Source organism: Winogradskyella aurantiaca, assembly GCF_003362725.1.
Lineage (GTDB): Bacteria > Bacteroidota > Bacteroidia > Flavobacteriales > Flavobacteriaceae > Winogradskyella_A > Winogradskyella_A aurantiaca.
Window position 1 is genome coordinate 58,236 of record NZ_QKTV01000009.1, and the last position, 24,458, is coordinate 82,693.

Genomic DNA, 24,458 nt, shown 5'->3' on the forward strand with positions numbered 1-24,458 from the left:
ATCCTATAACATCTTAGTCATCTGTACTAGGATTGAATCCAATTTCCGTAGTTGGATTTTCCCCTTTGGTGATGCTTTTAATATGTAAATCCCGTTGTGGGAACGGAATTTCAATTTGAGCTTCTTTAAAGGCATTATAAATTGCTATTGAAATGTCACTTTTGGAAGCAAATCCGTCCTCAAAATAAACCCAATATCTTAAACTGAAATTAAGTGAGCTCTCACCAAATTCCATAAAAAGAACCTGTGGTTCTGGATCTTTTAAGACTGCAGAATGTTTTTTAGCAGCGTTACTAAGTATTTCTAATACTCTGTTTGGATCACTCGAATAGGATGTACCTATGTTTATTTGCATTCTTCTTATTTTACTCGAGTGAGTCCAATTGATCAAATCGTTCGTTATTAAATTATTATTTGGTACAATAACTTCTGCCCCATCATAAGTATTAACGACAGAGGCTCTTATACCTATCTTTGTAACTGTCCCCCACAAATCATTAAATTCAACCGAATCGCCGGGTAGTATTGGACGTTCAAAAATCAGAATAAGTCCAGATACGAAATTGGATATTATTGTTTGTAACCCAAAGCCAATACCTAAACCAAGGGCTCCTGCCATTAGATTAAATGTGCTTAAATCTATACCCAAAATCGAAAGAGCAAAAATGAACCCGAAACCTATAATTGCATATCTAGAAACAACCGAAATGGCGGTGGGAACTCCTTTTGAGAAATTAAACACTTTTAAGATTTCGTTATCTTCATTGACAAAAAAGGAGACGAGCTTCGAGAGTGTGTAAGAAATGAAAAGGACTAAGAAGAATGAAAAAATCGCTCCTAAAGTAAAAGAGATGCTGCCAATTGTATACGTTTCAGAGAGAAAAAGTTCTAAATAATCAATAAAGTCTTCAAGCCTGTCAATTATTCCCAAAAATAGAACTGCCCATATTGTGACGACTATAATCTTAATATATTTAAGAACATCTTTTTCAATTACTAACTGATTCTTCTTTGTTTTCTGCAATGGGCGTTCATAATGTCTATAAACAACACTAATAGCCATACTTTCTACAATTAGTAAAATGGCGTAGGCAAAAACCGAGACGATACCGCTTTGTATGGATACTATAAGGACAATATCGGCTAGATTAGTGTACCCGAAAATATTGGCAATAATTCCGACTAGAATACCTGATAAGATGGCAGGTCTGAGATATTGAAAGTACTTGGAAAAACGGCGAGTTTCGGGGCGCTTGTTTTGAAGCAGATACGATGAGGAATAACGCAATACCAGTACTATGAGTAATCCAAATTCTAAGAAAAGAAATAATCTGTAATCTAGTGAACTAAACCAAGCATAGGTTTTGAATGCATCTAGTACATACATTCCAGTTAAGAAATAAAAGAAACTTCTAAAAAACTTGGGTTCATATAATTTTACGATAGGAATAATGGTTAACATCATTGCCACATTGATCACATCGGAAAAAATACGTTCATTGCCGACAATATAGAACCTTAAAAAGGCGAGACCTGCGAAAATAAGAATTAAGGTGCTTTGTTGGGTTAGAAGTGTTCCAAATCGCTTCAACCTTGAGTTCTTCTCTTCTAATGGGTATTTAATAAATGCTCTTCGGAAATAGCGCAACAGGAAGAAGAACACCACCATTGTGATTACATAATTTATTAAAAACTCTGGTTTACTAATAACGTATCTGTATAGGTCTACCATAGCAGTTTCATAGGATTCTAAGGCTTCCTTTCCATCATCGTTAGTTTTGAAATCTCGATCCTCAGGGTTCCAAATATTTGTGTGGCGTTTGTGCAATACATGGTATTGTTTAGATCTTTTAAATTGCTGAAGTTCACTTCTAATTTCGTCTACAATCTCACCAAGTCGTGCAAATTTGGTTTGTAATCTCAGGTATTTTGTTGTGGTCCGTGTAATTGCTTTATCGGCTAAATATAGACTATCTCTTATCCCTTGTGCATACCCCAGTAGCTCTCTGGGTGCATTATTTTCATTGGCATTTTTATAGGTGAGGTTCCAGGTTTTAATTTTAGAATTGAGATCATGGATCAATGCTGAATTTTTGTTGTTATAATCATTAATTTTACTTTCCCATTTAGATATGGCCTCTTTATAAACCCCCCATTTTTTTATTTGATTCTCAATCTTTTGACGGTTAGGATTTGATAAAACGAACGCTCTCGAAACAGCCTCTTGTTTACTTAAAAACTCTTTATAGCTAGGATAAATTGAATCAATCTGAATAAGGTCCTTTGAGGGCTTAGCCTTTTTCTTGATGAGTTTTAAATCATTATTTACCTCCCTTATTTCTTTAATAATGTCAACAATATTGACAGGAACAGGGACTTGCTTAATGGAATCGTTCGTGACCTCTACTTCTTGGGAATAAACCTTGATGTTGGCAACTATTCCCAAAAGGATTAATAAGAATAATATAGTTTTGTTGGTAGATTTCATTTTAATAGCATTAGTGGTTAACTATTCTACAAGTGAGTTTTAAAGAATTTGATGGTTCTTTCCCATGATAAATTGGCCGCAGCTTTATCATAACGTGGGGTGGTGTTATTATGGAAGCCGTGGTTAACCTCTCGATAAATATAGGCTTCATAGGTAATATTGTTTTTCTTTAGTTCAATTTCATAATCTGGCCATCCGGCATTTACGCGCTTATCTAATTCTGCATAATGAAGCATCAGAGGTGCCTTTATTTGAGCAACCTCCGCTGAGGTCTGAGGTTGTCGTCCATAATAAGGTACTGCCGCACCTAATTCCTGTAATTTTACAGCCATCATATTAGAGATCCACCCCCCAAAACAAAAACCAACAACCCCAATCCGGCCATTGCATTTCTCGTGAGTTCTGAGGTGTTCAAATGCAGCTATGAAATCTTCTAACATCTCGTTGCGGTCCCTTTGTCGTTGCATTGTTCTGCCATCATCATCATTTCCAGGATAACCACCAAGGGGGGATAGAGCATCAGGTGCCAATGATATAAATCCTTCTAGAGCAGCGCGCCTCCCAACGTCTTCTATATATGGATTTAACCCCCTGTTTTCGTGAACAATAACAATTCCAGGCAATTTTTCGCTTGGGTCCTTAGGCATAGAAAAAAGACCACTGATAGTGCCACCACCTTTGGGTGAACGGTAATTAATCATCTTCGAATCAAGATTTGGGTCATCTGGTTGAACCAATAAGGTGTCTAAATAGTTTGGTGAAATAAAATTTAAAAGTGAGGGTAAGGTAAGCCCACCTACCGCATAAATAGAAAGCTTTTCTAAAAATTGCTTCCTATTGAGCTTGTTATGCGCATAATCATCGTACAAATCAAAAACATCCTGACTTATGTCTTCTTTTTTTATGTTATTCATAGTGCGGAATTTGTTAAAAAATTAGATCTAAAAAGAGCCTGATACTTTTTTGATTTGATGAAATGAGCTCTTCTCTTGCGGCCATTCTATCCCCTGGTTTCTTATCCTGTGATAATTTAAATTTCCCTTCCCATTCTAAGATACTAATTTCGAACATTTCAATATAGTCTAAATTCCTCTGCATTCTGGGATTGTCAGCATCTAAAGTATATTTTGGGTTTTCACCTTCAAGAAATTCTGTCATAGTAATTAGAGATTCTTTTAAGGCCTCTTTGTTTTCTATGGCATTAACTATTCCCTTTATATGCACCTTAACATAGTTCCAAGTTGGCAACTGCGTGGTGCTGTATACACTGGGTGAAATGTAGCATTGTGGTCCTTGAAAAATTATTGTTACCGGTTTGCTATCCTTCAGAAGTTTGGCATGTGGATTAAAAATATCTATATGCCCAATTAGTTTATTGTCTTCAAACACGAGGGGCAGATGAGTTACAAATGGTTCATTCTCATGCACAGAAATAACAGTTGCAAGCGGATAATGCTTTATAACGGCAATCATGTGTTCACGTGTGTCGTCTTGATGGTGCTGTGGTGGGTATTTCATTAAACTCCAAATTGTCTCAAGTGATGGTCCAGGTGTTTATACTGCATTTTACCCCATTGATCTTTGCTTAACTTTCCAAAAGCCGGATGATCTTGCCATTCAGTTTTATTTTTATGCTGGTTCAATTCTGTAAGGAGGCTTAGCAGTTCTTCTTTCTCATTATTAAAATCATAATCTGCTTTTACTGCAAAGCCTTTAGCCGTAGGCATATTTTTTCGCCATAGTTTATCACTATACATTGATTTTTTAAAGAGTAGGTTGATTAACCAGTTGGGTTTCACCCCATAATCGTTCTTTTCAAGAATGATATGTAAGGGCATTTGACAGTGATGCATCATCTGCGCAGGATTCATCCTGCCCCAAAGTGCAGGTGTGTCTTCATTGAGTTGATTTACCCTGGAAATAATCTCATCATAAATACCACTATTGAAAAAAGACCTCATGGATTTACAAAACTAATTTTGGTTAAGATATTGAAATTTTCAATTTTTTATCTTTAACCTATGGCAGAATTTTCAAACTCAATGAGCATTAAATCCTGGTCTCAAGACGATCAACCTCGTGAGAAGTTAAGAGATAAGGGAAGAAACTCTTTGAGCAATGCAGAATTAATCGCCATACTTATTGGCTCAGGAAGCAAGAACGAGTCAGCTGTTGCCCTAAGTAAACGTATTCTTTCGAGTGTTGATAACAACTTATATTCATTAGGGAAGTTATCCTTAAAACAACTCATGAAGTTCAAGGGAATAGGAGAAGCTAAGGCTATTGCAATTGCCGCGGCTCTTGAGATAGGGAGAAGAAGGGGTGTTGAAGGTGAAATTGTGTTGGACAAAATTGAGTCCAGTAATACTGTTTTTAGAATTATGCAACCAATAATTGGAGACTTACCTCATGAAGAGTTTTGGATTTTATTCCTTAATAATTCTAATAAGATATTAAGAAAACAACAGTTGAGTAGAGGTGGTATGACTGGTACATTGGTAGATACCAGACTTGTTATGAAACAGGCTTTGGAGGAAGGTGCTACGTCCATAATCTTAATTCATAACCATCCATCAGGTACACTTCGAGCCAGCAAAGCCGATAAGTCTATTACACAAAAATTAAAGGCAGCTGGAGAATTATTAGATGTGAAGGTTTTGGATCATTTAATTGTAACAGAACATGCGTATTTTAGCTTCGCAGATGAAGGCTTCCTCTAATTAATGTTCTGTTCTTAATGCTTTTAGTTTATACGCATAAAATAACACCAAGACTGACCTATACCTTTAATCATATTTTTAAAAGGGTGTTATTACTTGAGGTTAATTATACCTCTAAGGTTGAAGACTTTATAGCTCATGATTCTATAAAGATGTCGTATTCAAAAAAGCCCTTGAGCAACGAGTTTCATGTTAAAAGTCATGATTTGCTTTTTGACCAAGGCTTATCTGATTTTGATATCAAGGTACAGAATTGGGAGGAAACTAAAGGTTTTTTTCCAACCAATGAACGTAGCGATTTACCTTTTGATATTTTTGCTGCTTCCTTTTTTTTACTGAGCAGATATGAGGAGTATTGGCCACATGTTAGTGATGATTTTGGAAGATTTATGGCTTCGGAGAGCCTTGCATTTCAAAATGGGTTTTTAGAACAACCGGTTGTGGATATTTGGGCTTTAAAACTAAAAACTAAACTACAGCTTCAATTTCCTAGCTATATCTTTCCTAAGAAAAGATACCAAATTATTCCAGTCATTGATGTTCCCATTGCTTATTACTTTAAGCACAAAGGACTCCTGAGATCTTTTGGAGGCTATGCTAGTGATATTCTTCGGTTTAAGTTTTTTCAACTATATCAACGATTTCTGGTAATGTCGGGCTTTCGGCGTGATCCATATGATTCGTTTAAATGGATTGTTAAAAGACAGAAAGCGGCAGAGACAAAGTTTCAATTCTTTTTCTTAATTGGTGATTACTCTACCTATGACAAGAATATTAGTCCTAATAAAAAGATATTTGTATCATTAATAAAATCTATTGCGGATTATTGTGATGTTGGTCTCAAGGCATCCTACAATTCCCTTGAAGATCCACTGCAATTGAAAAGAGATAAAGATAGAATGGAGCGCATTACACATAGAGAAGTTATTGCCGTAAGAAACTCGTATTCAAAACTAAATTTACCTACAACTTATAGAAATTTAAATGATTTGGAAATACGAAAAGACTTTACAATGGGGTATGTAAACCATATTGGTTTCAGAGCTGGTAGCTGTACACCATTTCTTTTCTATGATCTGGATTATGAAATTCAAACCCCATTGCAGGTCGTTCCATATCATTGTATGGATTTTGCCTTATTAAAACTAAAATCGCAACTCGATAGAAAACAACTAATTGATAGAATTGTAAATGTAATCAAAGGTGTTGATGGTACCTTTGTAACTGTTTTTCATAATTATTCTTTGGGAAGTGAAGCCCGTTGGACTGGGTTTAGAGAAATGTTTAATCAAATCATTGATTCAGTTGAAACTTAAAAATATTAAACACGTGTTTTTTGATCTGGATCACACTTTGTGGGATTTTGATAAAAACTCTGCACTAACCTTTAAACGTATTTTCGAGATTCACAATATAGAAGTGGACTTGAATAATTTCTTAAATGTGTATGAACCTATAAATCTAAAATATTGGAAACTCTATAGAGAAGAGCGTATTTCTAAACCTGATCTCAGGTATAATCGCTTGAGAGAGGCATTTGATTCTGTAGCCTATTTTCCAGCAGATGAAGTCATTGATATCTTGTCTATTTCGTACATTGAACATTTAACGACCATTAATTATTTATTTGAAGGGACTGTAGATCTTTTAGAATATTTAAAGCAAAATTATCAGCTTCATATTATTACCAATGGTTTCAGCGAGGCTCAAGAGCGCAAACTTATCAATTCCAATATCCTTGATTATTTCCAGACCGTCACCAATTCAGAACAGGTAGGAGTCAAAAAGCCTAATCCAAGAATCTTTAACTTTGCCATGCAAGTGGCCTCAGCTGCACCAGATGAATCCATTATGATAGGAGATAATATTGAGGCAGATGTAGAAGGTGCTGAAAATGTTGGTATGAATTCTGTTTGGTTTGATTATAAAAACAGCAACAAGGATTACACTAAACTTAGAATTTCTAAACTTAACGAATTAAAAAACTGGCTTTAAAATGAAGAGACTACAGTTATCTATTTTGTTAATATCAATTACAACAATTCTTCTAGCTCAAGGCCAACTTGATAGATACAAGTATGTTGTCATTCCCAATCAGTTTGTCTTTTTAAAAGGTAAGGATACTTATAATTTAAACTCACTAACTAAGTTCTTATTTAATCGTAAAGGATTTGAGGCTTATTTGGAAGAAGATGAATTACCTCAAGACCTATTTCAAGATCGGTGCCTCGCGGCATATGCAGAGGTTGTTCCTGCCAAGGGCGGCTTCAGACAAAAACGTCTAGTGGTCGTCGTTAAAGATTGTAGAAACAATATTTTACTAGAATCCAGAATTGGTAAATCGGGTACTAACAACCATGAGAGAGCCTATCAAGAATCGGTAAGAGACGCCTTTGTAACAATAGACAATTTACCTTACAAGTACATGCCTGTTGATCAACAAGAGACCTCCGAAAAGGAAGTAATTGCAACTAAATCTAAGCCACAGGCAGTTGAGGTGCCCCTGAAGAGTCCTTCAGTGCCTGTATCGGGTGACCTGGCAGCGGTAAGTGGGGTAGCAGTGGACGCGACTGAACCTCAAGCTACGACCAGTCCAGAAGTTAGTTTTGAAAAGAAAAAGGTAGAGGCAGATGCTATTTTAAGAGCCACAAAAACCAATTATGGCTATGAGGTAAAGGATTTGACCGACACAATTATTATGAATCTTCTTTCTACTGCTGCTGAGGGTATATATATGGTAAAGGGACAGGATGCTATTGTTTTTAAGCACAATGGCCAGTGGAAAATTTCTGCTAATGATGGCACATCTGTTACAACTGTTGAGGTGATAAATTTAAAATTTCAATAGCCATACTTATCCTTCCATTTTTCTCTTAGATAGGATTTTTGTGCTGTTTCTCGCTGATTATCTCCAGGTTCAAATAGTGTTGTATTGGCAATTTCTTCCGGTAAGAATTCTTGATTAATAAAATTCCCATCGTAGTCGTGTGCGTATTTATAGGTCTTCCCATAACCAATCTCTTTCATTAAGGCGGTAGGTGCGTTGCGTAAGTGTATAGGAACCTCAAGATCACCAGTTTCTTTAACTAATTTTTGAGCCTTATTGATAGCCATGTATGAGGTGTTACTTTTTATAGAACATGCTAAATAAATAACACACTGGCTCAGTATTATTCTTGATTCTGGATTTCCTACAACAGAAACAGCTTGAAATGTATTGTTGGCAATTACTAATGCTGTTGGATTGGCATTGCCAATATCTTCACTCGCCAAAATTAGGAGTCGTCTAGCTATAAATTTGACATCTTCACCACCTTCTATCATTCGTGCTAGGTAATAGACTGCTGCATTTGGGTCGCTCCCTCTAATAGATTTAATAAAGGCCGAAATGATGTCATAATGTTGCTCTCCGGTTTTATCATATCTAACTGATTTGGATTGGATTTGTTCGTTTACCAGCCGATTTGTAATGACTATAGTATCTTCATTGATATTATTGACAATAAGTTCGAATAGGTTTAAAAGTTTGCGTGCATCTCCTCCAGACAATCTAATAATTTCCTCAGTTTCTTTTAATTCAATAGATTTCTTTTGGAGTAATTCATCCGTTTCAGCTGCAATTTTTAAAAGGGCGTCCAGATCTTTTTTGGTTAGTGATTTGAGAATATAAACTTGGCACCTTGAAAGTAAGGCCGAGATTACTTCAAAGCTTGGGTTTTCAGTAGTAGCTCCAATCAAGGTTACCCATCCTTTTTCTACTGCTTCCAGAAGAGAGTCTTGTTGCGATTTACTAAATCTATGAATCTCGTCAATAAATAGTATGGGGTTTTTAGTGGTAAATAAACCGTCATTTTTTTTGGCTCTTTCAATCACATCTCGTACATCCTTGACCCCAGCGTTTATGGCACTTAATTTAAAAAAAGGTCTGTCAGATTCTTGTGCAATTATTTGAGCAAGAGTAGTCTTACCAGTACCAGGTGGTCCCCAAAAGAGTATTGAGGGTAAGACTCCGTTTTTAATCTGTTGATACACAGGTTTCCCTTTAGAAACAAGATGTTCTTGTCCTAAATAAGAGTCTAATGATTTTGGCCTTAAGCGCTCTGCAAGTGGTGAGATCATTGATCGAAATTACAAAAAGACCATGACAATATTTCATTAAACTATATTTGGTAAAATCTTTGTTTAAGATTGAGCATGCAATTCAAGTATTCACCCAAAGTTATTATTTATCCAGTTCTTATTGTATTGCTGCTTTGGCTGGTATTCTGGTATCAGGTTCGAGTGGATTATAGCATAAAAAGTTTCGGTGTTCGCCCCAGTGAAACATGGGGATTTCTTGGTGCATTTACAAGTCCTTTTCTGCATGGGGATATTTCCCATCTGTATAATAATACGATTCCCATATTTGTCTTATCAATGGCCTTGTTTTTTTTCTATCCAAAGATTGCATGGAAGGTTTTGTTATTAGGGGCTCTTTTTTCTGGTTTGCTAACCTGGCTTATTGCCAATCGGGGTAATCATATTGGAGCAAGTGGGGTTATCTATGTCCTTTTCGGGTTTATTTTTTTTAAGGGGATCTTCGCACGTCATTACAGGCTTGTAGCACTGTCTTTCTTGGTCGTGTTTTTGTACGGAAGTATGGTGTGGTATATATTTCCCATTAAAGAAGGTATGTCCTGGCAGGGGCATTTAAGTGGGTTGATTGTAGGCTTTGTTTTTGCTTTAATTTTTAGAAAGTCTATTGCTAAGCCTGAAAAATATAGTTGGGAACAACTTGACTACGACGAGGAAGATGATCCATTTATGAGACACTTCGATGAACACGGAAATTTTATTGAACATATCGACAAGAATGAAGAAGATCAGGAAGAAACTAACAAAATAAATGTCAACTATATCTTCAAAAAAAAAGACAACTAAATCCTTTGTCGAACTACTTCATATAGAATGGCACCACAGGCCACAGAAACGTTTAAAGAATCAATTTTCCCTATTATTGGGAGTTTTACAAGATGATCACTAATTTTTAAAACAGACGGATTTATTCCTTTACCTTCCGACCCCATAATTAGTGCTATGGGTTCCTTTAAATCTAGATTATAAACCAAATCAGTAGCTTTTTCAGAGGCAGCAATTATTTTTATGCCTGATCCCTGAAGAAAATAAATAGCGTCTTTAACATGATCTACTTTGCAAATTGGCATGTTAAAAACTGCACCAGCACTTGTTTTTACGGTGTCAGCATTGATAGGTGCACTACCTTGTTTCTGAATAATAATTCCTGATACTCCAGTGCACTCAGCTGTTCTAATGATAGCTCCAAAATTTCTCACGTCGCTAAGTTGGTCAAGAATAAGAAAGACCGGGTTTGAAGATTTAGAAAGACTTTCTTCAACCAACGCTTCAATTCCAATAAAACTAACGGGTGAAATTTTAGCAATGGCACCCTGATGATTGCCCTTACTTAGCCGGTAGAGTTTTTCTTGAGGAACATAATGAGGGGTAATACCATTTCTTTTAAGTGCTGATTTTAATTCCTTAATTAAAGGACCATCCAGGCCTTGCTGAATAAAAACTTTGTCGATGGATTGATTGGCACCAAGAGCTTCAATAATAGCCCTGATTCCATATATGTCATGATACTTCATATAATGTCTAAATATATTACAATAAACAAAGCTTTAGATTAAAAATCTAAAGCTTTGTCAAAACATCAAATAATTGTTTCTATGTTAATTTAATACTTAATCAAATCTACATAAGACAACAAAAAACTCACCCTCGGCTTGTGAACCTTCAGCGGCGGTATATAATACCTGACCTTCAGGACCTAAGATTTCAAAACCCATTTCTCCCCAGAAGTCTCCGGGAAATATCCATTCTAAATTTTCAACACCATCTGGAATATCGATAGTATCGCTGCCGCTACTACCTCCTCCTGAACACCACGCATCTTGAGAGTCGTTGTAATCGGTACAAATACCTACTTCAGCGATTAAAATACCATCAGCAAAGACCTGAATTCCTGGCCCGTCATCGGCAGTGGTGGACTGCCATCCGTCACCATAAGCATCAGTCATGTTTATAGTATAAGTTCCTGGTCGTGGCGGGCATCCAACTATCGTTAGTCTGTACTGAAATGGTGAACGGAAAAAAGAACCGCCAGCAACACCACCATTAACATCATCTTTTGTGAAGATTCTTCCATCGGTTAAGTTTAATTCAAGTTCAACTCTAAAAACATCACCTCCTTGATATTGTTCTGGGGTCAAACCAGCCGCTGATGCCACCTCAGGTAAAGTTAGTTCAAGATCAGCTCTTGGTAAATTATTTTCCCCAGTAAAAAATGCATTAGCAGGGATTTGTTTAACAAAAGACTTGTCTACATCATTAGATCCATTCTCTGGGGTGTTATCAAAGAAGGTTACAAAAACATTCACAAAATCTAATAGATTGCCGTTTCTATTATCCTCCATTTCAACTTGTAGATTCCACGATCTTTCTGGGTCTCTTAAATCGAAATTTAATGGGTCAACACTAATTGTTCTCAGAATTGCGCCTCTTTCTACATTACTGTCTACTTGACTTATAATACTGCTGTCATCTTTTGAACATCCGAGAACAATTAGTAATGCAAAAAGACTAAAAATATATACGTTTTTTTTCATCATTTTTTTTAATTAATTAGCTATTGGAAAGCCAGGTGAAGCCGGATTAGTATCCCAAAACACTTGTTCGGTTACTGCTGCTTTCTGAGTGGCGTTAGAATTATTGTTTACAAAATTAGCAGGATAGAACAATGATCTTATAAAAGCTCCTGGATTTGGTTCAATATTGGGTGGTACAGTATTTGGAAATCCTGTACGTCTGTAAAAATTATAACCATCAATACCATTTCCATACAAATTAGTAAAAAATTCTTCTCCAATAATATTCCATTGATCTTCAGTGGAAGCAGAATCAAATTTTGCTTCGATATCAGCAGCATGACTTGCGATATCCTGCGCAGTTGGTGCGATAGACAAATCTGCTGTGGTATCAAAAGATCCAAAGGATGTAACTTTCGTGACAGATTTAGCTAATCCATCAAGTAAAAAGGATTTAGCTTCGAGGGGACTATTGTTAACCATGGCCATCTCAGCTTGATAAAAGCTAACTGTGGAAGCTAATATTAATGGTGTTATTGCGCCTAAACCAGCTGCGCCATCTCCTTGTGAAAGCGCTTCAAAACGATCGTCATCAAAGGCACCTCCTGCTGGATAGACTCCTGCTAATGTTCTTAAGAAACCGTCAGGTGGAATTCCCTCGTTATTTCCATGAATTCTACCCCAATAGCCATTAGGTAAGGAACACCAAATATTTTCAAAAGGCGTGCCTAAATAGTGTACCGGAACATCTTGCACTGAACATTGAAGAGTCTCTTCATTTGGATCTGTACCTGTACCTGGAGTGGCATTGACTTGACGATAAAAATAGTACCGTATTCTTGGGTCATTGTTGTTCAACATATAACTCATGAGCCAATTAGACATGTAGTCTTCACCGCCAGTTACAGTATAACTATTGCTGTAACGTGGATGACGCACATCTGGTTGAACTTCATTAGTCCCCCAACCATTAAATTGGAAATCATCATCTGATGAGGAGATGTAATTTCCATTGTTTATGATAGTGTTAAAGTTGGAAACAGCATTTGCATCAACTAATCTAGTCTGAACATAAATTTTTAATTTAATTGTATTTACTGCCTTAATCCATTTATCAGTATTCCCGCTGTAGAAAAAATCTGAAGTTGGTTCAGCGGAGGCATCAGATTCGAAATTGGCAATAGCCTCATCTAATAATGCCAAAGCACTATTGTATACCTCCTCGCCAGTATCAAGTTTAGGGTTTGGATTAGCTATTCCTTGAATTGCTTCAGAATAGGGTACATCCCCAAAAAAATCGACTAAGGTTATCAATAGATAGGCTTCTAGAGTTTTCGCAATTCCAAGATGATGAGTGAAATTAGCTTCTTCGGCTAATGGCGTCAAGACCCTTATATCTGCCATCATATCTGCATAAGTGCTTTGCCATTCATCATCAAAATCTGAAGGGCTATAATTGTTAGTGTAGTTTCTACCAAACATGTAGTCGATTCTGGATAACTCAGCACCGACTCTCCCAAACCCATCGCCATTACCATCAATTGCATCAATAAATTCCAGTTGGATATTATTCAGTAGAGAGTTAGGATCAGCCTGTTCAGGGCTAAGCGCATTTGGATTAGTTCTTAAATCAAGATCTGTGGTTTCACAAGAAATGTATGATGCTAAGACTATAAAAATTGCTGTATATTTTATTAATTTTTTCATGATCATCTAGTTCTTAAAAAGTTAAATTAACGCTGAACCCATATCTTTTGCTACTCGGGCCATTTAAAAAGTCGAAGCCTTGGCCATTACCGACCCCTAGACCTGCCACATTAGGATCAAAATTTGCTCCCTTAGGAATGTTTACAGCTCTATACCATAAATTAAACCCTTGGGCTGTAAAAGTCACTGATCCGAATGGGGATTTCTTAAGAAATTCTTTTGGTAATGAATAACTAAGAGATATCTCTTGAAGTCTAATAGTTGTAGCATCATATACCTGAAGCTCATTTGGACCAAATAGTACATTATTAAAATAATATGTTGAGTTATTAATTTGTGTGGTATTTGGCTCACCAGTGGCAGCATTAATTCCTGGAAGAATATAGGTACTTTCTCTATCAACAGTTTCTGTAATTAATCCTCTACCAAGTAGGGTGGCAACTGTTGAACTATAGACATCACCTCCGTGCACATAATTGAATAAAAAGTTGAAATTAAAGTTTTTAAACTTTAAGCCACTTCCAACGTTTAAAATGAAATCTGGATTAGGATCACCAATCACTGGGATTCTGCCATTTTCATCTTGATTTTCAATTATATAATCACCATTTGCATCAACTAAAAAATTCCCATTCTCATCTCTTCCAATTCGACTTCCAACCATTGTTCCTAGTTGAAACCCTTCAATAGCTGCATTTCCTAAATTAGAAAATCCTTCATAAATTATGATATCTGTATCAGCACCCAAATCTGTAACCTTGGATCTTAGCAACGTAAAGTTTGATTTAATATCCCAATTAAATCCAGTCGGTTCAGCACTTCTTATAATGTCTATACCTAAATCAGCTTCTAACCCCCATCCGGTTACCTCTCCAACATTGGTTTGAATTTCAGTCCCACCAGTAGCGGGATCCAATGGCCTATTAACAATTAAATCTTTAGTTACTCTATCAAAAAACGAGAAATCAAATCTAATTCTATTATCCAACCATCGAGATTCAAAACCTGCTTCAAACTCTGTATAACGTTCTGGCTTAATATTTGGATTAGCTAAAACATTGTCTAATGTATTGGTTACTACTGTGGTTCCTTCATCAAGCCAAGCTTGGGTATTTATAAATAGATTGCTCGATGCTGGAAACCCAGTAGCAAATCCAGCAGATTCACCATAGCCCAATCTTACCTTAAGATAATTAAGGGTGTTTGATTTTAAATTTTCAAATACAGCTGTTGGTAAAAAGGAAACAGAAGCCCCCTTATAAAATAGTGAATTATTGGCCTCCGGCAGATTTGAAGCCCAGTCATTTCGACCGTTGAGTGTTAAAAATAAAAAGTCATCATAGCCAAATTCAAATTGTCCATACAATCCAACAATATTTTGGTAAGTTGTAAACTGAATATCTTGTTGTAAATCAAAATTGAAGTGTCTTAATACACCAAAGACATTTTGACCTGAGCTACTTACGCCTTGACGGTCATAATTGGTATATCTTGAGGTTGCACCAGCGTTAAATCGTAAATCCAATTTGTCAGTTAAATCATAATTTCCACTTAAAATAAAATTATGATCCCAAATCATATTATTATTGTCAAACGTATCTAGTACACCGCTAATTGTTCTTGCAGGCAGATCCACTCCACCCTTATTTTGAAAATTAATATTCCGCTCATTATAGAAGTCAAAGCCAACTCTATATACTAGATTTAAATTGTCATTGAAATCATATTGCGTAGTCAAGTTTCCGTAAACGCGATTAGTCAACTGACGATTTTGAGCATTATTAAGAGTCCATAGAGGGTGCTGAATACTATTATTTTGCCTGTAGTAGACACTCCCACCAGTTACGGGGTTCTGGTATGGTAATCCTAACAGATCGACACTAATTGGAGTGAAGAATAGATTTCCAAATATGGAAGATCCTTCACCGAATGAACCATTACCTTGACTCGCAGCAAATGGAGGAGTTGTGAAATCAGTTCGGCTAAAATTCATTGTACCTGAAACGGTAAAGTTATTACTCAATTGAGCTCTTCCACCAACGCTAAAATTGGTTCTTGTAAGCTTATTACCTGGTGTAAAACCTTCATCTTCTAAACGGCCAAAATTGACATTATAAGCAACTCTGCCATCAGCACTTGAACCGGCGGCATTAATTGAAGTGCTCACAACAGCACCTGTTCTAAAGAAGTTCTCAACACTTCTGTAGGGTTTCCAATCATATCTTGCATCCGCGAATTCTGGAAAGGCCTGTGGAATTCCCGTTGCTGATGAAGCCGTTGAATAAGGATGCGCTAATGTTCCATTTTCATCTATAGAACTTTGATTACCCCAACCTGCAGGGCCGTCTTCATTAAAACTTGGGCCCCAATTACTAAAAAACCAACCAAAAGCCTGGTCGAAGCCATTACCGTATTGATATTGGTAATCTGGCATAGAAGCAATTTCATTAAAAAACAATCCTTGATTAATAGTTATTTCAGTTTTTTTGGCTGTTTGCCCCAGTGCTCCACCTTTTGTCGTAATAAGAATGACACCATTTTTACCAGCTTCACCATAGATAGTTGCAGCAGAAAAACCTTTAAGGATATTGATACTTTCGATATTATTGGGATCTAGATCTAAAAATCTACTTGAACCCGAGTTTCCATCAACGAAATCCCCAGAGGCGTTGGTGTCCGAACTGAATGGTACACCGTCAACAATGAATAAAGGTTGATTATTTTGATTAAATGAAATTTGCCCCCTGATGTTGATGTTTGTTGCAGAACCAGATAGACCGCTTTGTTGAGTGATTTGAACACCAGATGCCTTTCCTCTTAAAATTCTACCAACATCTCCTTCAGGTCTGTCTTCAATTTCTTGAGATTCGACTGTACTCACGGCGTATCCAAGAGCTTTCTTTTCTCTCTTAATCCCTTGTGCCGTTACAATAACTTCTTCAAGTACCTCACTGTCTTCTTTCAATGAAATATCTATAACGGAATTATCGCCCACAGTGATTTCTTGGGTTGTCATTCCAATGTAGGAAAAAACAACAATATCGCCAAGATTAACGGCTAAATTGTAGTTACCATTAAAATCCGTTTGGGTTCCACTAGTTGTTCCTTTAATTAAAACACTAACGCCTGGTAGTGGAATGCCAGATTCGTCAGTTACTGTACCGGTAATCTCCTTTTCTTGGGCTTGCATGGAAAGCACACCAAGAGCAAAGAAGAACACCAAAAATCGTAGAATTTTTGACTTCATAAATAATATTTGAATGTGTTAGTTGGGGCGAAAATGCTAAATAAATGTTAATATCCAAAAATAGCGACTTAACAAAATGTTAACATGTAATAGATGTAATGTAATATTAAATTTAGAAAGGAACTGTAATGTTCTGATATTCAGTAATAAAATTTAATTATCAAGTTAGATTTACTTGTTAATAAAAAATATTTATTTTTAAATTATTTTGGTTTTTAATAGAAAAATCACAGTAAAAGAGTTAAAAAAGTATAAATACAATAATGACTAAGTCTGTATACTTAATAAAAAGCAAGATGAATTTTTCAGATTTGCTATCTAAAGATGAGAATATCAGGGAAATAAATCATGTAACTCAGCGATGATAGAGTTCTGTTTTAAAAATGTTCATCTCTAACCTATGACTCGTTTTATTAATGAGTTTTTAGAAACAATACTACCACGATTGTATAATCATGCTACGTATGTTTTTTATTAAATGCGGAACTGGGAAGTGATAAAAGGTACCTAAAGCTGTAGCAGTAATTATTATTGAATTTAATTATCTATGGATATTTTTTACTCTGAATCGAGGGGTCCCTGTAGAAAGGCGGATTCATAAAAATACAACTAAAAGAAATCATATTTTCTTTTCAAATAATTGAAGATTCACCACTTGATAAACATATATTACTAAATTGAAGGAAAAGCCATTGCAAATTTATTTCTAGAATAAACAAAGCGATGGATTTATTTTTTAATTAATTTTTTTACAAAACTTCCAAAATTTGATGAAATTTTTACAAAGTAAATGCCATCTTCAATTCGACGCAAATCAATACTGTTCCCTCCTGTTTGAGTAGAGATTAATTGCCCATTTATATTAAATAAGCTGATAGAAGTTATTGGGTCTGCACTTCTAATAGTAACGAAGTCTCGACTTGGGTTGGGATAGAGTAATACATTGGTGAAGTTATCTTCTTCCATCCCTAATAATTCGCAAGGTGATAGATCAGGATTAAATTCTATTGTGTCACCCGGTGTTAGATCTCTTCCATCGAATGCCTCATAATCCAATGGGTATTTAATAGCTCTAAAAGAGAATGCGTTGACCGGGGGGGTATCTCCTTGTTGGTACAAAGTACCATCAGCATTACTAACTGGTAGAAGGTATTTCCAAACAATATTATTGTTGTTGTCAAGTTCAAAGAAAATGGCCTCACGTCCTTCGCAAACTAAGATATTTCCATTGGGTAATTGTTGGGCATTACTCACAATAGCCGAGTAAAATTCAGAATCTTCAAATGGGGGGGTCTCTGGGAATGTAAAGTCAGTTTCCGATGGACCATAGGCAGTGCCTGGGGTGTATTGGTAAAATCCAGGTGCGCTTGTTGGTAGATTTATAATATCCACTTGAGAGAAACTTGGACTTCTTTTAAACCCATTATTGAAAACCATTAGTTTTCCTGCATTTGGTAAACCATTAGGTATGATATATGGAGTGTGTTGGCCAAATAATTTTTGATCAGAAGCATCTCCTTGCTTGTATGCTTGTGGGTTTCCCCAACGGTACAAAAGATCCCCGCCTTTGCCATAGGTGCCCCCACTTGAGGATGCCGCTTCAGCCGTGGTAGTTGAATGATCAATAATCCAAATTTCACAAAGGTTACGGGTGCTAATGACAATTTGATCTAAATCCTCGTTATACTGAATTGAGTTTATATGAAGCCAATTCAAATTGGGATCATTACCATTGAGGAAATTGATATCAATTTTTTCTGGGGAATCAGCAACCACTCCAAAATTATCTTTGGTATTGTCAAAATCTTGAATCACATGATCAATAGCATTCCATTCCCAGACTACAGTCCCACCATTAGAGCCATTGGGTTCAATTTCAAAAATCCGTTCATTGTATAAATTGGTTTCTGATAATAAAGCCGGATTGCGCCCTGCCTGGATGGCATCGGTACCTTCAACAACCGTAGCTGCCAAAATCAAGATATTTCCATTTGGTAGGGGGTAAACATCATGATGCTGTCTAAAAGAATTACTACTGTAGACGTATTCCCAAATTTTATCACCTTCCCAATTGAATAATTCCACAATACCACCTTGCCCACCAAAACCAATATCACTACTTCCATCATCTAACCTTCCTGGTCTTAATAAGTTGCCGTTTGGAAGGAGGTAAACAGATGTGCCGGGCAAATAATCACTTGTCCACTGATTAATTATCTCACCGCAATTGTTTATTAAATAAGACTCTCTATGGACCGTCGCCAAGGTGTAAGCGTCATAAACACCTTCTTCTATGCTTATCGTTCCAATGGTATTCTGAGAATGCCCGATCAAGGACAAGAGTAATATGAGAAGAGTAATTTTATTGATCATGTGCTTTTTAAAATTGGTCGTAAATATAAAAGGAAAATATCAACGCATTAGAATCTGGCAACTAGGCTTATATGAACTTTTGAATTTGAGAGTCGAAAGGGTTGATTATCAACCTTTGAAACTGCATAATTGAATCTAAATAAACCTGTGTTTGTTAATAGACCAAACCCAAAACCAAATCCAAACAATTTTTCTTCAACATCTATTAACTGGTTTTGATAGTAGGCACCATCAATGACTGAATTGACAAAGAGGTTATTGCTAAGGCGATACCGGTATTCGGTATTAATGACTCCATAAAGATTAGCCACTAGGCTATTTTCTTCAAATCCACGAATGGAATTAATACCGCCAAACCTAAATAGTTCGTTGTCAAAGTAATTGTTAGATATTAAGGCTGCGCCATTAAACCTAAGATAAATACTATTGCGTGTGTTTAAATTGAACAATTTATAAGTATTGAGTAATATTTTGGATTGATTGGTAGTCTCTACATCTGTCTTTCTATTACCCTGATTAAGACTTAGATCCACTAAAAAGTTAACTGGAAAAAGATCATCGTAATACTGGGGTATCACAAAGTCATATGTTAATGAATAAAAGGTGCTTTTATAGTCTTCAATGAAGGTACTAGTATCATCTTGTAAATTACTTGAAGTAATGCCAGAAATACCAAGACTTAGCCGACTTTTTGGGTTGACCTGGTAATTGACTTTTAAATGTTGATTGGTGGTTACAAATGTGGTGTCTTTCCTAAAGATATTGAGTCTGAATTCTGCTCCAATTGGCGACCTAAATAGGTAAGGCGTTGAGACTTGAACATCAATTGTTTGTTGATCTATTTCGTCACTCTTGTATGAGATTTTTAAGGACTCACCGTAATTAAGGTTATTAATAAGATGAAGGTTTAGATATCCATCCAGTTCTAGTTTGTTCGTTTGCTCGTTGGTGCCAAAACCAAGAAAACCGTCAAAATTATTACTGGGGTCCTTTTCTATATATAGATACAATACAGTTGAATCTTTTGTGAATAGTACTTCGGGTTCTCTTACTTGATTGGCAAAAATCAAATTTGATAGCTGATCGGTTCGTTCTTTGAGCTCTGCCAGCTTAAAGATATCTCCTTCTTTAATTTTTAAATAGCGTCTTACGTATGACTTCGGGAATTTCTCATAACCTTTGACGACTATTTTGTCAATACGCCTGGCTTGGTTTGAGATGATCTTTAAATCTGCACTCATCAAAGAAGGACTGACCTTTTGTATGTTGTCGAGTTTGAGTTTTGAAAATGGATACCCATCTTCAATAAAGGCTGTATTTAAATTGGTTAAAACAGTTTCTAATTGGTCTATTGGGATCTCCAAATAATTTAATTTGGGATCTTGTAGAAATTGAAGTCGTATCTTATCAGATATAGTCGAATCTAGCTGTATTTGTATACTCCTTACGCGTTCGCCGAGATAGAATTCAGATGTATAAAGCGAGTCGGTTTCTTTCATTATCTCGGTATGATAAGAATCGATGTACCCTAGTCTTATAATTTTGTATTGCAGTGTATCAATCTCAGCTGTCAGACTTTTAATACTGGCATGTTTATTTTGATAACCAATAGAATCTAAAGTGCGCTGGTTTATTGAATCTAAAGTCGACAAGTTAAGTTGGAGTGTTTGGCCAACTCCCTTAAGAGAACTTATAAAGAGAAGTAGTATAAAATAAAGAAACCGATTTGGTATCATTGACTCCGTTCAAAAACTATCTTAAGAACGTAAAAATAGACCTTATTATATAAGCAATTTGATTTGATGCTTTTTTCTTTTTGAAAATAAGGAAAGTACTATTTGAATTATTGATTTTAATTTCTACCTTTGCAGCCCTCAAAAGTGAGGGTTTTAAATTTATATAATAATATTATATGCCAACAATTTCACAATTAGTACGAAAAGGAAGAGCCAAAATAACCAAGAAGAGTAAATCGGCTGCTTTGGATTCGTGTCCGCAAAGACGTGGTGTATGTACTCGTGTTTATACAACGACTCCAAAGAAACCTAACTCAGCAATGAGAAAGGTTGCAAGGGTTCGTTTAACAAACGGAAACGAGGTTAACGCATACATCGGTGGTGAAGGACATAACCTCCAGGAGCACTCGATAGTATTGGTTAGAGGTGGAAGGGTAAAAGATTTACCAGGTGTTAGATATCACATTGTTCGTGGTGCATTGGATACAGCCGGTGTAGCAGGTAGAACACAGAGGCGATCTAAGTATGGTGCAAAACGCCCTAAGAAGTAATTAAACACTTTAAGAAGAAGACATGAGAAAAAGACAAGCAAAGAAAAGACCTCTTTTACCAGATCCAAAGTTTAACGATCAGTTAGTAACTAGATTCGTTAACATGATGATGTGGGATGGAAAGAAGTCTGTGGCATTTAAGGTTTTCTATGATGCCATTGATATTGTTGAAGAAAAAAACAATAACGAAGAAAAGACAGCATTAGAGCTTTGGAAAGATGCGTTATCTAATGTAATGCCACACGTAGAAGTAAGAAGTAGAAGAGTGGGTGGAGCTACATTCCAAATTCCAATGCAAATACGTCCAGACCGAAAGGTGTCAACTGCAATGAAGTGGTTGATTGGATATGCCCGTAAAAGAAATGAGAAGTCTATGGCTCAAAAGCTAGCTGCTGAAATCATAGCCGCTTCAAAAGAAGAAGGTGCTGCAGTGAAGAAAAGAGTTGACACTCATAAAATGGCAGAAGCTAACAAAGCATTCTCTCACTTTAGATTCTAATTAACAAATGGGAAGAGATTTAAAATATACTAGAAATATAGGTATAGCCGCGCATATTGACGCTGGTAAAACTACTACTACAGAGCGTGTTTTATTTTACACGGGTGTATCGCATAAAATTGGTGAGGTTCACGATGGTGCTGCTACTATGGACTGGATGGAGCAAGAGCAAGAAAGAGGTATTACTATTACTTCAGCTGCAACAACTTGTACTTGGCAGTTTCCAACTGAGCAAGGTAAACCAACTGCAGATGCTAAGGGTTACCATTTCAATATTATTGATACCCCAGGTCACGTTGATTTTACTGTTGAGGTAAATAGATCATTACGTGTACTTGATGGATTAGTATTCTTATTTAGTGCTGTTGATGGTGTTGAGCCACAATCTGAGACTAACTGGAGACTAGCTGATAATTATAAAGTACCTCGCATGGGCTTTGTAAACAAAATGGACCGTCAAGGATCTAATTTCTTAGCGGTATGTCAGCAAGTAAAGGATATGTTAGGGTCTAATGCGGTGCCAATTGTATTGCCAATTGGTGACGAAGCTGATTTTAGAGGTATTGTTGACCTTGTAAAAAATAGAGCTATTGTATGGCACGAAGAGAACTTTGGTTCTACATTCGATGTTGTAGATATTCCTGCAGAGATGCAAGATGAAGTTAGCGAGTACAGAGCTGCGTTAATCGAAGCTGTTGCTGAATATGATGAGGAGTTAATGGAGAAGTTCTTCGAAGATGAAGACTCTATTACTGAAGAAGAAATTCATGCGGCATTGAGAGCTGCCGTTATGGATATGGCTATCATTCCTATGGTATGTGGTTCTGCGTTCAAAAATAAAGGGGTTCAGTTCTTATTAGACTGTGTATGTCGTTATTTACCATCACCAGTTGATAAAGACGCTATCGTTGGAACTAATCCTGACACTGATGAGGAAGTTTCAAGAAAGCCAGATGTTAAAGAGCCATTTTCAGCTTTAGCATTTAAGATTGCTACAGATCCATTTGTTGGACGTTTAGCATTCTTCAGAGCTTATTCAGGTCGTTTAGACGCTGGTTCTTACGTATTGAATAATAGATCTGGTAAAAAGGAACGTATTTCACGTATCTACCAGATGCACTCTAATAAGCAAAATGCTATCGAGTATATCGAGGCTGGTGATATTGGAGCTGCTGTAGGATTTAAAGACATTAAAACTGGTGACACATTATCGGCTGAGAAGTCTCCAATTGTATTGGAATCAATGGACTTCCCTGATCCGGTAATCGGTATTGCAGTTGAGCCTAAAACAAAGGCAGATGTTGACAAGTTGGGCATTGCTTTAGCTAAGTTAGCTGAAGAAGATCCAACATTTACTGTTAGAACTGATGAAGCTTCTGGTCAGACGATTATCTCTGGTATGGGTGAGCTTCACTTAGATATTATTGTAGACCGTCTTAAACGTGAGTTCAAGGTAGAGGTTAACCAAGGTCAGCCTCAGGTAGAGTACAAAGAAGCAATTACCCAAGTTGCACAACACAGAGAAGTTTATAAGAAACAATCTGGTGGACGTGGTAAATTTGCTGATATCGTATTTACTCTTGAGCCTGCTGAAGAAGGAAAGCAAGGTTTAGAATTTGTTTCTAATATCAAAGGTGGTAACGTACCTAAAGAATTTATTCCATCCGTAGAGAAAGGGTTTAAGCAAGCTATGGTAAATGGCCCATTGGCAGGCTATGAAGTAGATGCTATGAAGGTTACCTTAACTGATGGATCTTACCACGATGTGGATTCTGATCAGTTATCATTCGAATTGGCTGCTAAATTAGGTTTTAAAGCTGCTGCTAAAGCTGCTAAAGCCGTCATCATGGAGCCAATTATGAAATTGGAAGTGTTAACTCCTGAAGAAAACATGGGAGATATTGTTGGAGATCTTAACCGTCGTCGTGGTCAGGTAAATGACATGAGCGATAGAGCAGGATCTAAAGTTGTTAAGGCAAATGTGCCATTATCTGAAATGTTTGGTTATGTAACATCATTAAGAACATTATCATCAGGTAGAGCAACATCTACTATGGAATTTTCACACTATGCTGAAACACCTTCTAACATTTCGGAAGAGGTGATTAAAGCAGCAAAAGGAGTTGAAGCTTAAATTTTAAGAAAATGAGTCAGAAAATCAGAATAAAATTAAAATCATACGATCACAACTTAGTAGACAAGTCTGCTGATAAGATTGTAAAAACTGTAAAAAGTACAGGAGCGGTTGTAACAGGTCCAATTCCGTTACCAACTCACAAAAAAATCTTTACAGTATTACGTTCTCCTCACGTAAACAAGAAGTCGAGAGAGCAGTTCCAATTAAGTTCTTATAAGAGATTATTGGATATCTACTCATCGTCCTCAAAGACAATTGATGCTTTAATGAAGTTAGAGTTGCCAAGTGGGGTTGAAGTTGAGATCAAAGTGTAAGTATAAATCCTGAATTGTTCAGGAAAACATGTCCGGAGC

Annotated in this window: 20 protein-coding genes; 9 read left to right on the forward strand and 11 right to left on the reverse strand. The window is 36.3% G+C overall.

Annotation, left to right across the window (positions count from 1 at the left end):
* Positions 1–13: 13 nt before the first annotated feature.
* From DN064_RS13505 to DN064_RS13520, 4 genes are read right to left on the reverse strand one after another with little or no spacing between them, the layout of a single operon-like run.
* The gene (locus tag DN064_RS13505; RefSeq protein WP_115463194.1) at positions 14–2,488 is read right to left on the reverse strand and encodes a mechanosensitive ion channel family protein; all 2,475 of its coding nucleotides are present in this window, start codon (positions 2,486–2,488) and stop codon (positions 14–16) included.
* Between the two features lie 26 nt (positions 2,489–2,514).
* Positions 2,515–3,402, reverse strand: coding sequence for a dienelactone hydrolase family protein (locus DN064_RS13510; RefSeq protein ID WP_115463195.1), 888 nt, complete (start codon positions 3,400–3,402; stop codon positions 2,515–2,517).
* Positions 3,403–3,415: 13 nt separating this feature from the next.
* Positions 3,416–4,006, reverse strand: coding sequence for an FMN-binding negative transcriptional regulator (locus DN064_RS13515; protein WP_115463196.1), 591 nt, complete (start codon positions 4,004–4,006; stop codon positions 3,416–3,418).
* Positions 4,006–4,449: a DUF1569 domain-containing protein gene (locus DN064_RS13520; RefSeq protein ID WP_115463197.1), complete on the reverse strand. Its 444-nt coding sequence runs from the start codon at positions 4,447–4,449 to the stop codon at positions 4,006–4,008. The genes DN064_RS13515 and DN064_RS13520 overlap by 1 nt, the downstream gene beginning before the upstream one ends.
* Before the next feature lie 60 nt (positions 4,450–4,509).
* Here DN064_RS13520 and radC point away from each other — a divergent pair, with 60 nt between their 5' ends.
* Genes radC through DN064_RS13540 form a run of 4 tightly spaced genes read left to right on the forward strand, consistent with a single transcriptional unit; the run spans position 4,510 to position 8,056 of the window.
* The gene (radC, locus tag DN064_RS13525; RefSeq protein ID WP_115463198.1) at positions 4,510–5,208 is read left to right on the forward strand and encodes a RadC family protein; all 699 of its coding nucleotides are present in this window, start codon (positions 4,510–4,512) and stop codon (positions 5,206–5,208) included.
* Between the two features lie 17 nt (positions 5,209–5,225).
* Entirely contained in the window at positions 5,226–6,524 is a 1,299-nt protein-coding gene (locus tag DN064_RS13530) for a polysaccharide deacetylase family protein (RefSeq protein ID WP_115463199.1), read from the forward strand.
* On the forward strand, positions 6,514–7,203 hold the full coding sequence (locus tag DN064_RS13535) for a YjjG family noncanonical pyrimidine nucleotidase (protein WP_115463200.1): 690 nt from the start codon (positions 6,514–6,516) through the stop codon (positions 7,201–7,203). The genes DN064_RS13530 and DN064_RS13535 overlap by 11 nt, the downstream gene beginning before the upstream one ends.
* Before the next feature lies 1 nt (position 7,204).
* Entirely contained in the window at positions 7,205–8,056 is an 852-nt protein-coding gene (locus tag DN064_RS13540) for a hypothetical protein (RefSeq protein ID WP_115463201.1), read from the forward strand.
* Here DN064_RS13540 and DN064_RS13545 read toward each other — a convergent pair.
* On the reverse strand, positions 8,050–9,327 hold the full coding sequence (locus DN064_RS13545; protein ID WP_115463202.1) for a replication-associated recombination protein A: 1,278 nt from the start codon (positions 9,325–9,327) through the stop codon (positions 8,050–8,052). The two genes, DN064_RS13540 and DN064_RS13545, sit on opposite strands and share 7 nt — an antisense overlap.
* Positions 9,328–9,402: 75 nt before the next feature.
* Between DN064_RS13545 and DN064_RS13550 the strand changes: the two genes are divergently transcribed.
* Positions 9,403–10,128 carry a rhomboid family intramembrane serine protease gene (locus DN064_RS13550; protein ID WP_115463203.1) on the forward strand — a complete coding sequence of 242 codons (726 nt, stop codon included), beginning with the start codon at positions 9,403–9,405 and terminating at the stop codon, positions 10,126–10,128.
* Here DN064_RS13550 and rlmB read toward each other — a convergent pair.
* The 6 genes from rlmB to DN064_RS13580 form a co-directional block, all read right to left on the reverse strand.
* On the reverse strand, positions 10,125–10,856 hold the full coding sequence (gene rlmB / locus DN064_RS13555) for a 23S rRNA (guanosine(2251)-2'-O)-methyltransferase RlmB (protein ID WP_115463204.1): 732 nt from the start codon (positions 10,854–10,856) through the stop codon (positions 10,125–10,127). The genes DN064_RS13550 and rlmB overlap by 4 nt on opposite strands.
* A 96-nt stretch (positions 10,857–10,952) precedes the next feature.
* Complete coding sequence (locus tag DN064_RS13560; RefSeq protein ID WP_157962321.1) at positions 10,953–11,879, reverse strand: hypothetical protein; 927 nt, start codon at positions 11,877–11,879, stop codon at positions 10,953–10,955.
* Between the two features lie 9 nt (positions 11,880–11,888).
* On the reverse strand, positions 11,889–13,562 hold the full coding sequence (locus DN064_RS13565; RefSeq protein WP_115463206.1) for a SusD/RagB family nutrient-binding outer membrane lipoprotein: 1,674 nt from the start codon (positions 13,560–13,562) through the stop codon (positions 11,889–11,891).
* 13 nt (positions 13,563–13,575) lie between these two features.
* Positions 13,576–16,809, reverse strand: a complete 3,234-nt coding sequence (locus DN064_RS13570) for a SusC/RagA family TonB-linked outer membrane protein (protein WP_232827500.1) — start codon at positions 16,807–16,809, stop codon at positions 13,576–13,578.
* Between the two features lie 729 nt (positions 16,810–17,538).
* Positions 17,539–19,182 (reverse strand): aryl-sulfate sulfotransferase, encoded by a 1,644-nt coding sequence (locus tag DN064_RS13575; protein ID WP_115463207.1) that lies wholly within the window; start codon positions 19,180–19,182, stop codon positions 17,539–17,541.
* Positions 19,183–19,229: 47 nt separating this feature from the next.
* Complete coding sequence (locus DN064_RS13580; RefSeq protein WP_232827501.1) at positions 19,230–20,834, reverse strand: POTRA domain-containing protein; 1,605 nt, start codon at positions 20,832–20,834, stop codon at positions 19,230–19,232.
* 260 nt (positions 20,835–21,094) lie between these two features.
* Here DN064_RS13580 and rpsL point away from each other — a divergent pair, with 260 nt between their 5' ends.
* From rpsL to rpsJ, 4 genes are read left to right on the forward strand one after another with little or no spacing between them, the layout of a single operon-like run.
* The gene (rpsL, locus tag DN064_RS13585; protein ID WP_008269190.1) at positions 21,095–21,469 is read left to right on the forward strand and encodes a 30S ribosomal protein S12; all 375 of its coding nucleotides are present in this window, start codon (positions 21,095–21,097) and stop codon (positions 21,467–21,469) included.
* 22 nt (positions 21,470–21,491) lie between these two features.
* Positions 21,492–21,968: a 30S ribosomal protein S7 gene (gene rpsG, locus DN064_RS13590; protein WP_115463209.1), complete on the forward strand. Its 477-nt coding sequence runs from the start codon at positions 21,492–21,494 to the stop codon at positions 21,966–21,968.
* Between the two features lie 7 nt (positions 21,969–21,975).
* The gene (gene fusA / locus DN064_RS13595) at positions 21,976–24,102 is read left to right on the forward strand and encodes an elongation factor G (protein WP_115463210.1); all 2,127 of its coding nucleotides are present in this window, start codon (positions 21,976–21,978) and stop codon (positions 24,100–24,102) included.
* An 11-nt stretch (positions 24,103–24,113) separates the two neighbouring features.
* Positions 24,114–24,419 (forward strand): 30S ribosomal protein S10, encoded by a 306-nt coding sequence (gene rpsJ / locus DN064_RS13600; protein ID WP_007650482.1) that lies wholly within the window; start codon positions 24,114–24,116, stop codon positions 24,417–24,419.
* Positions 24,420–24,458 lie beyond the last annotated feature (39 nt).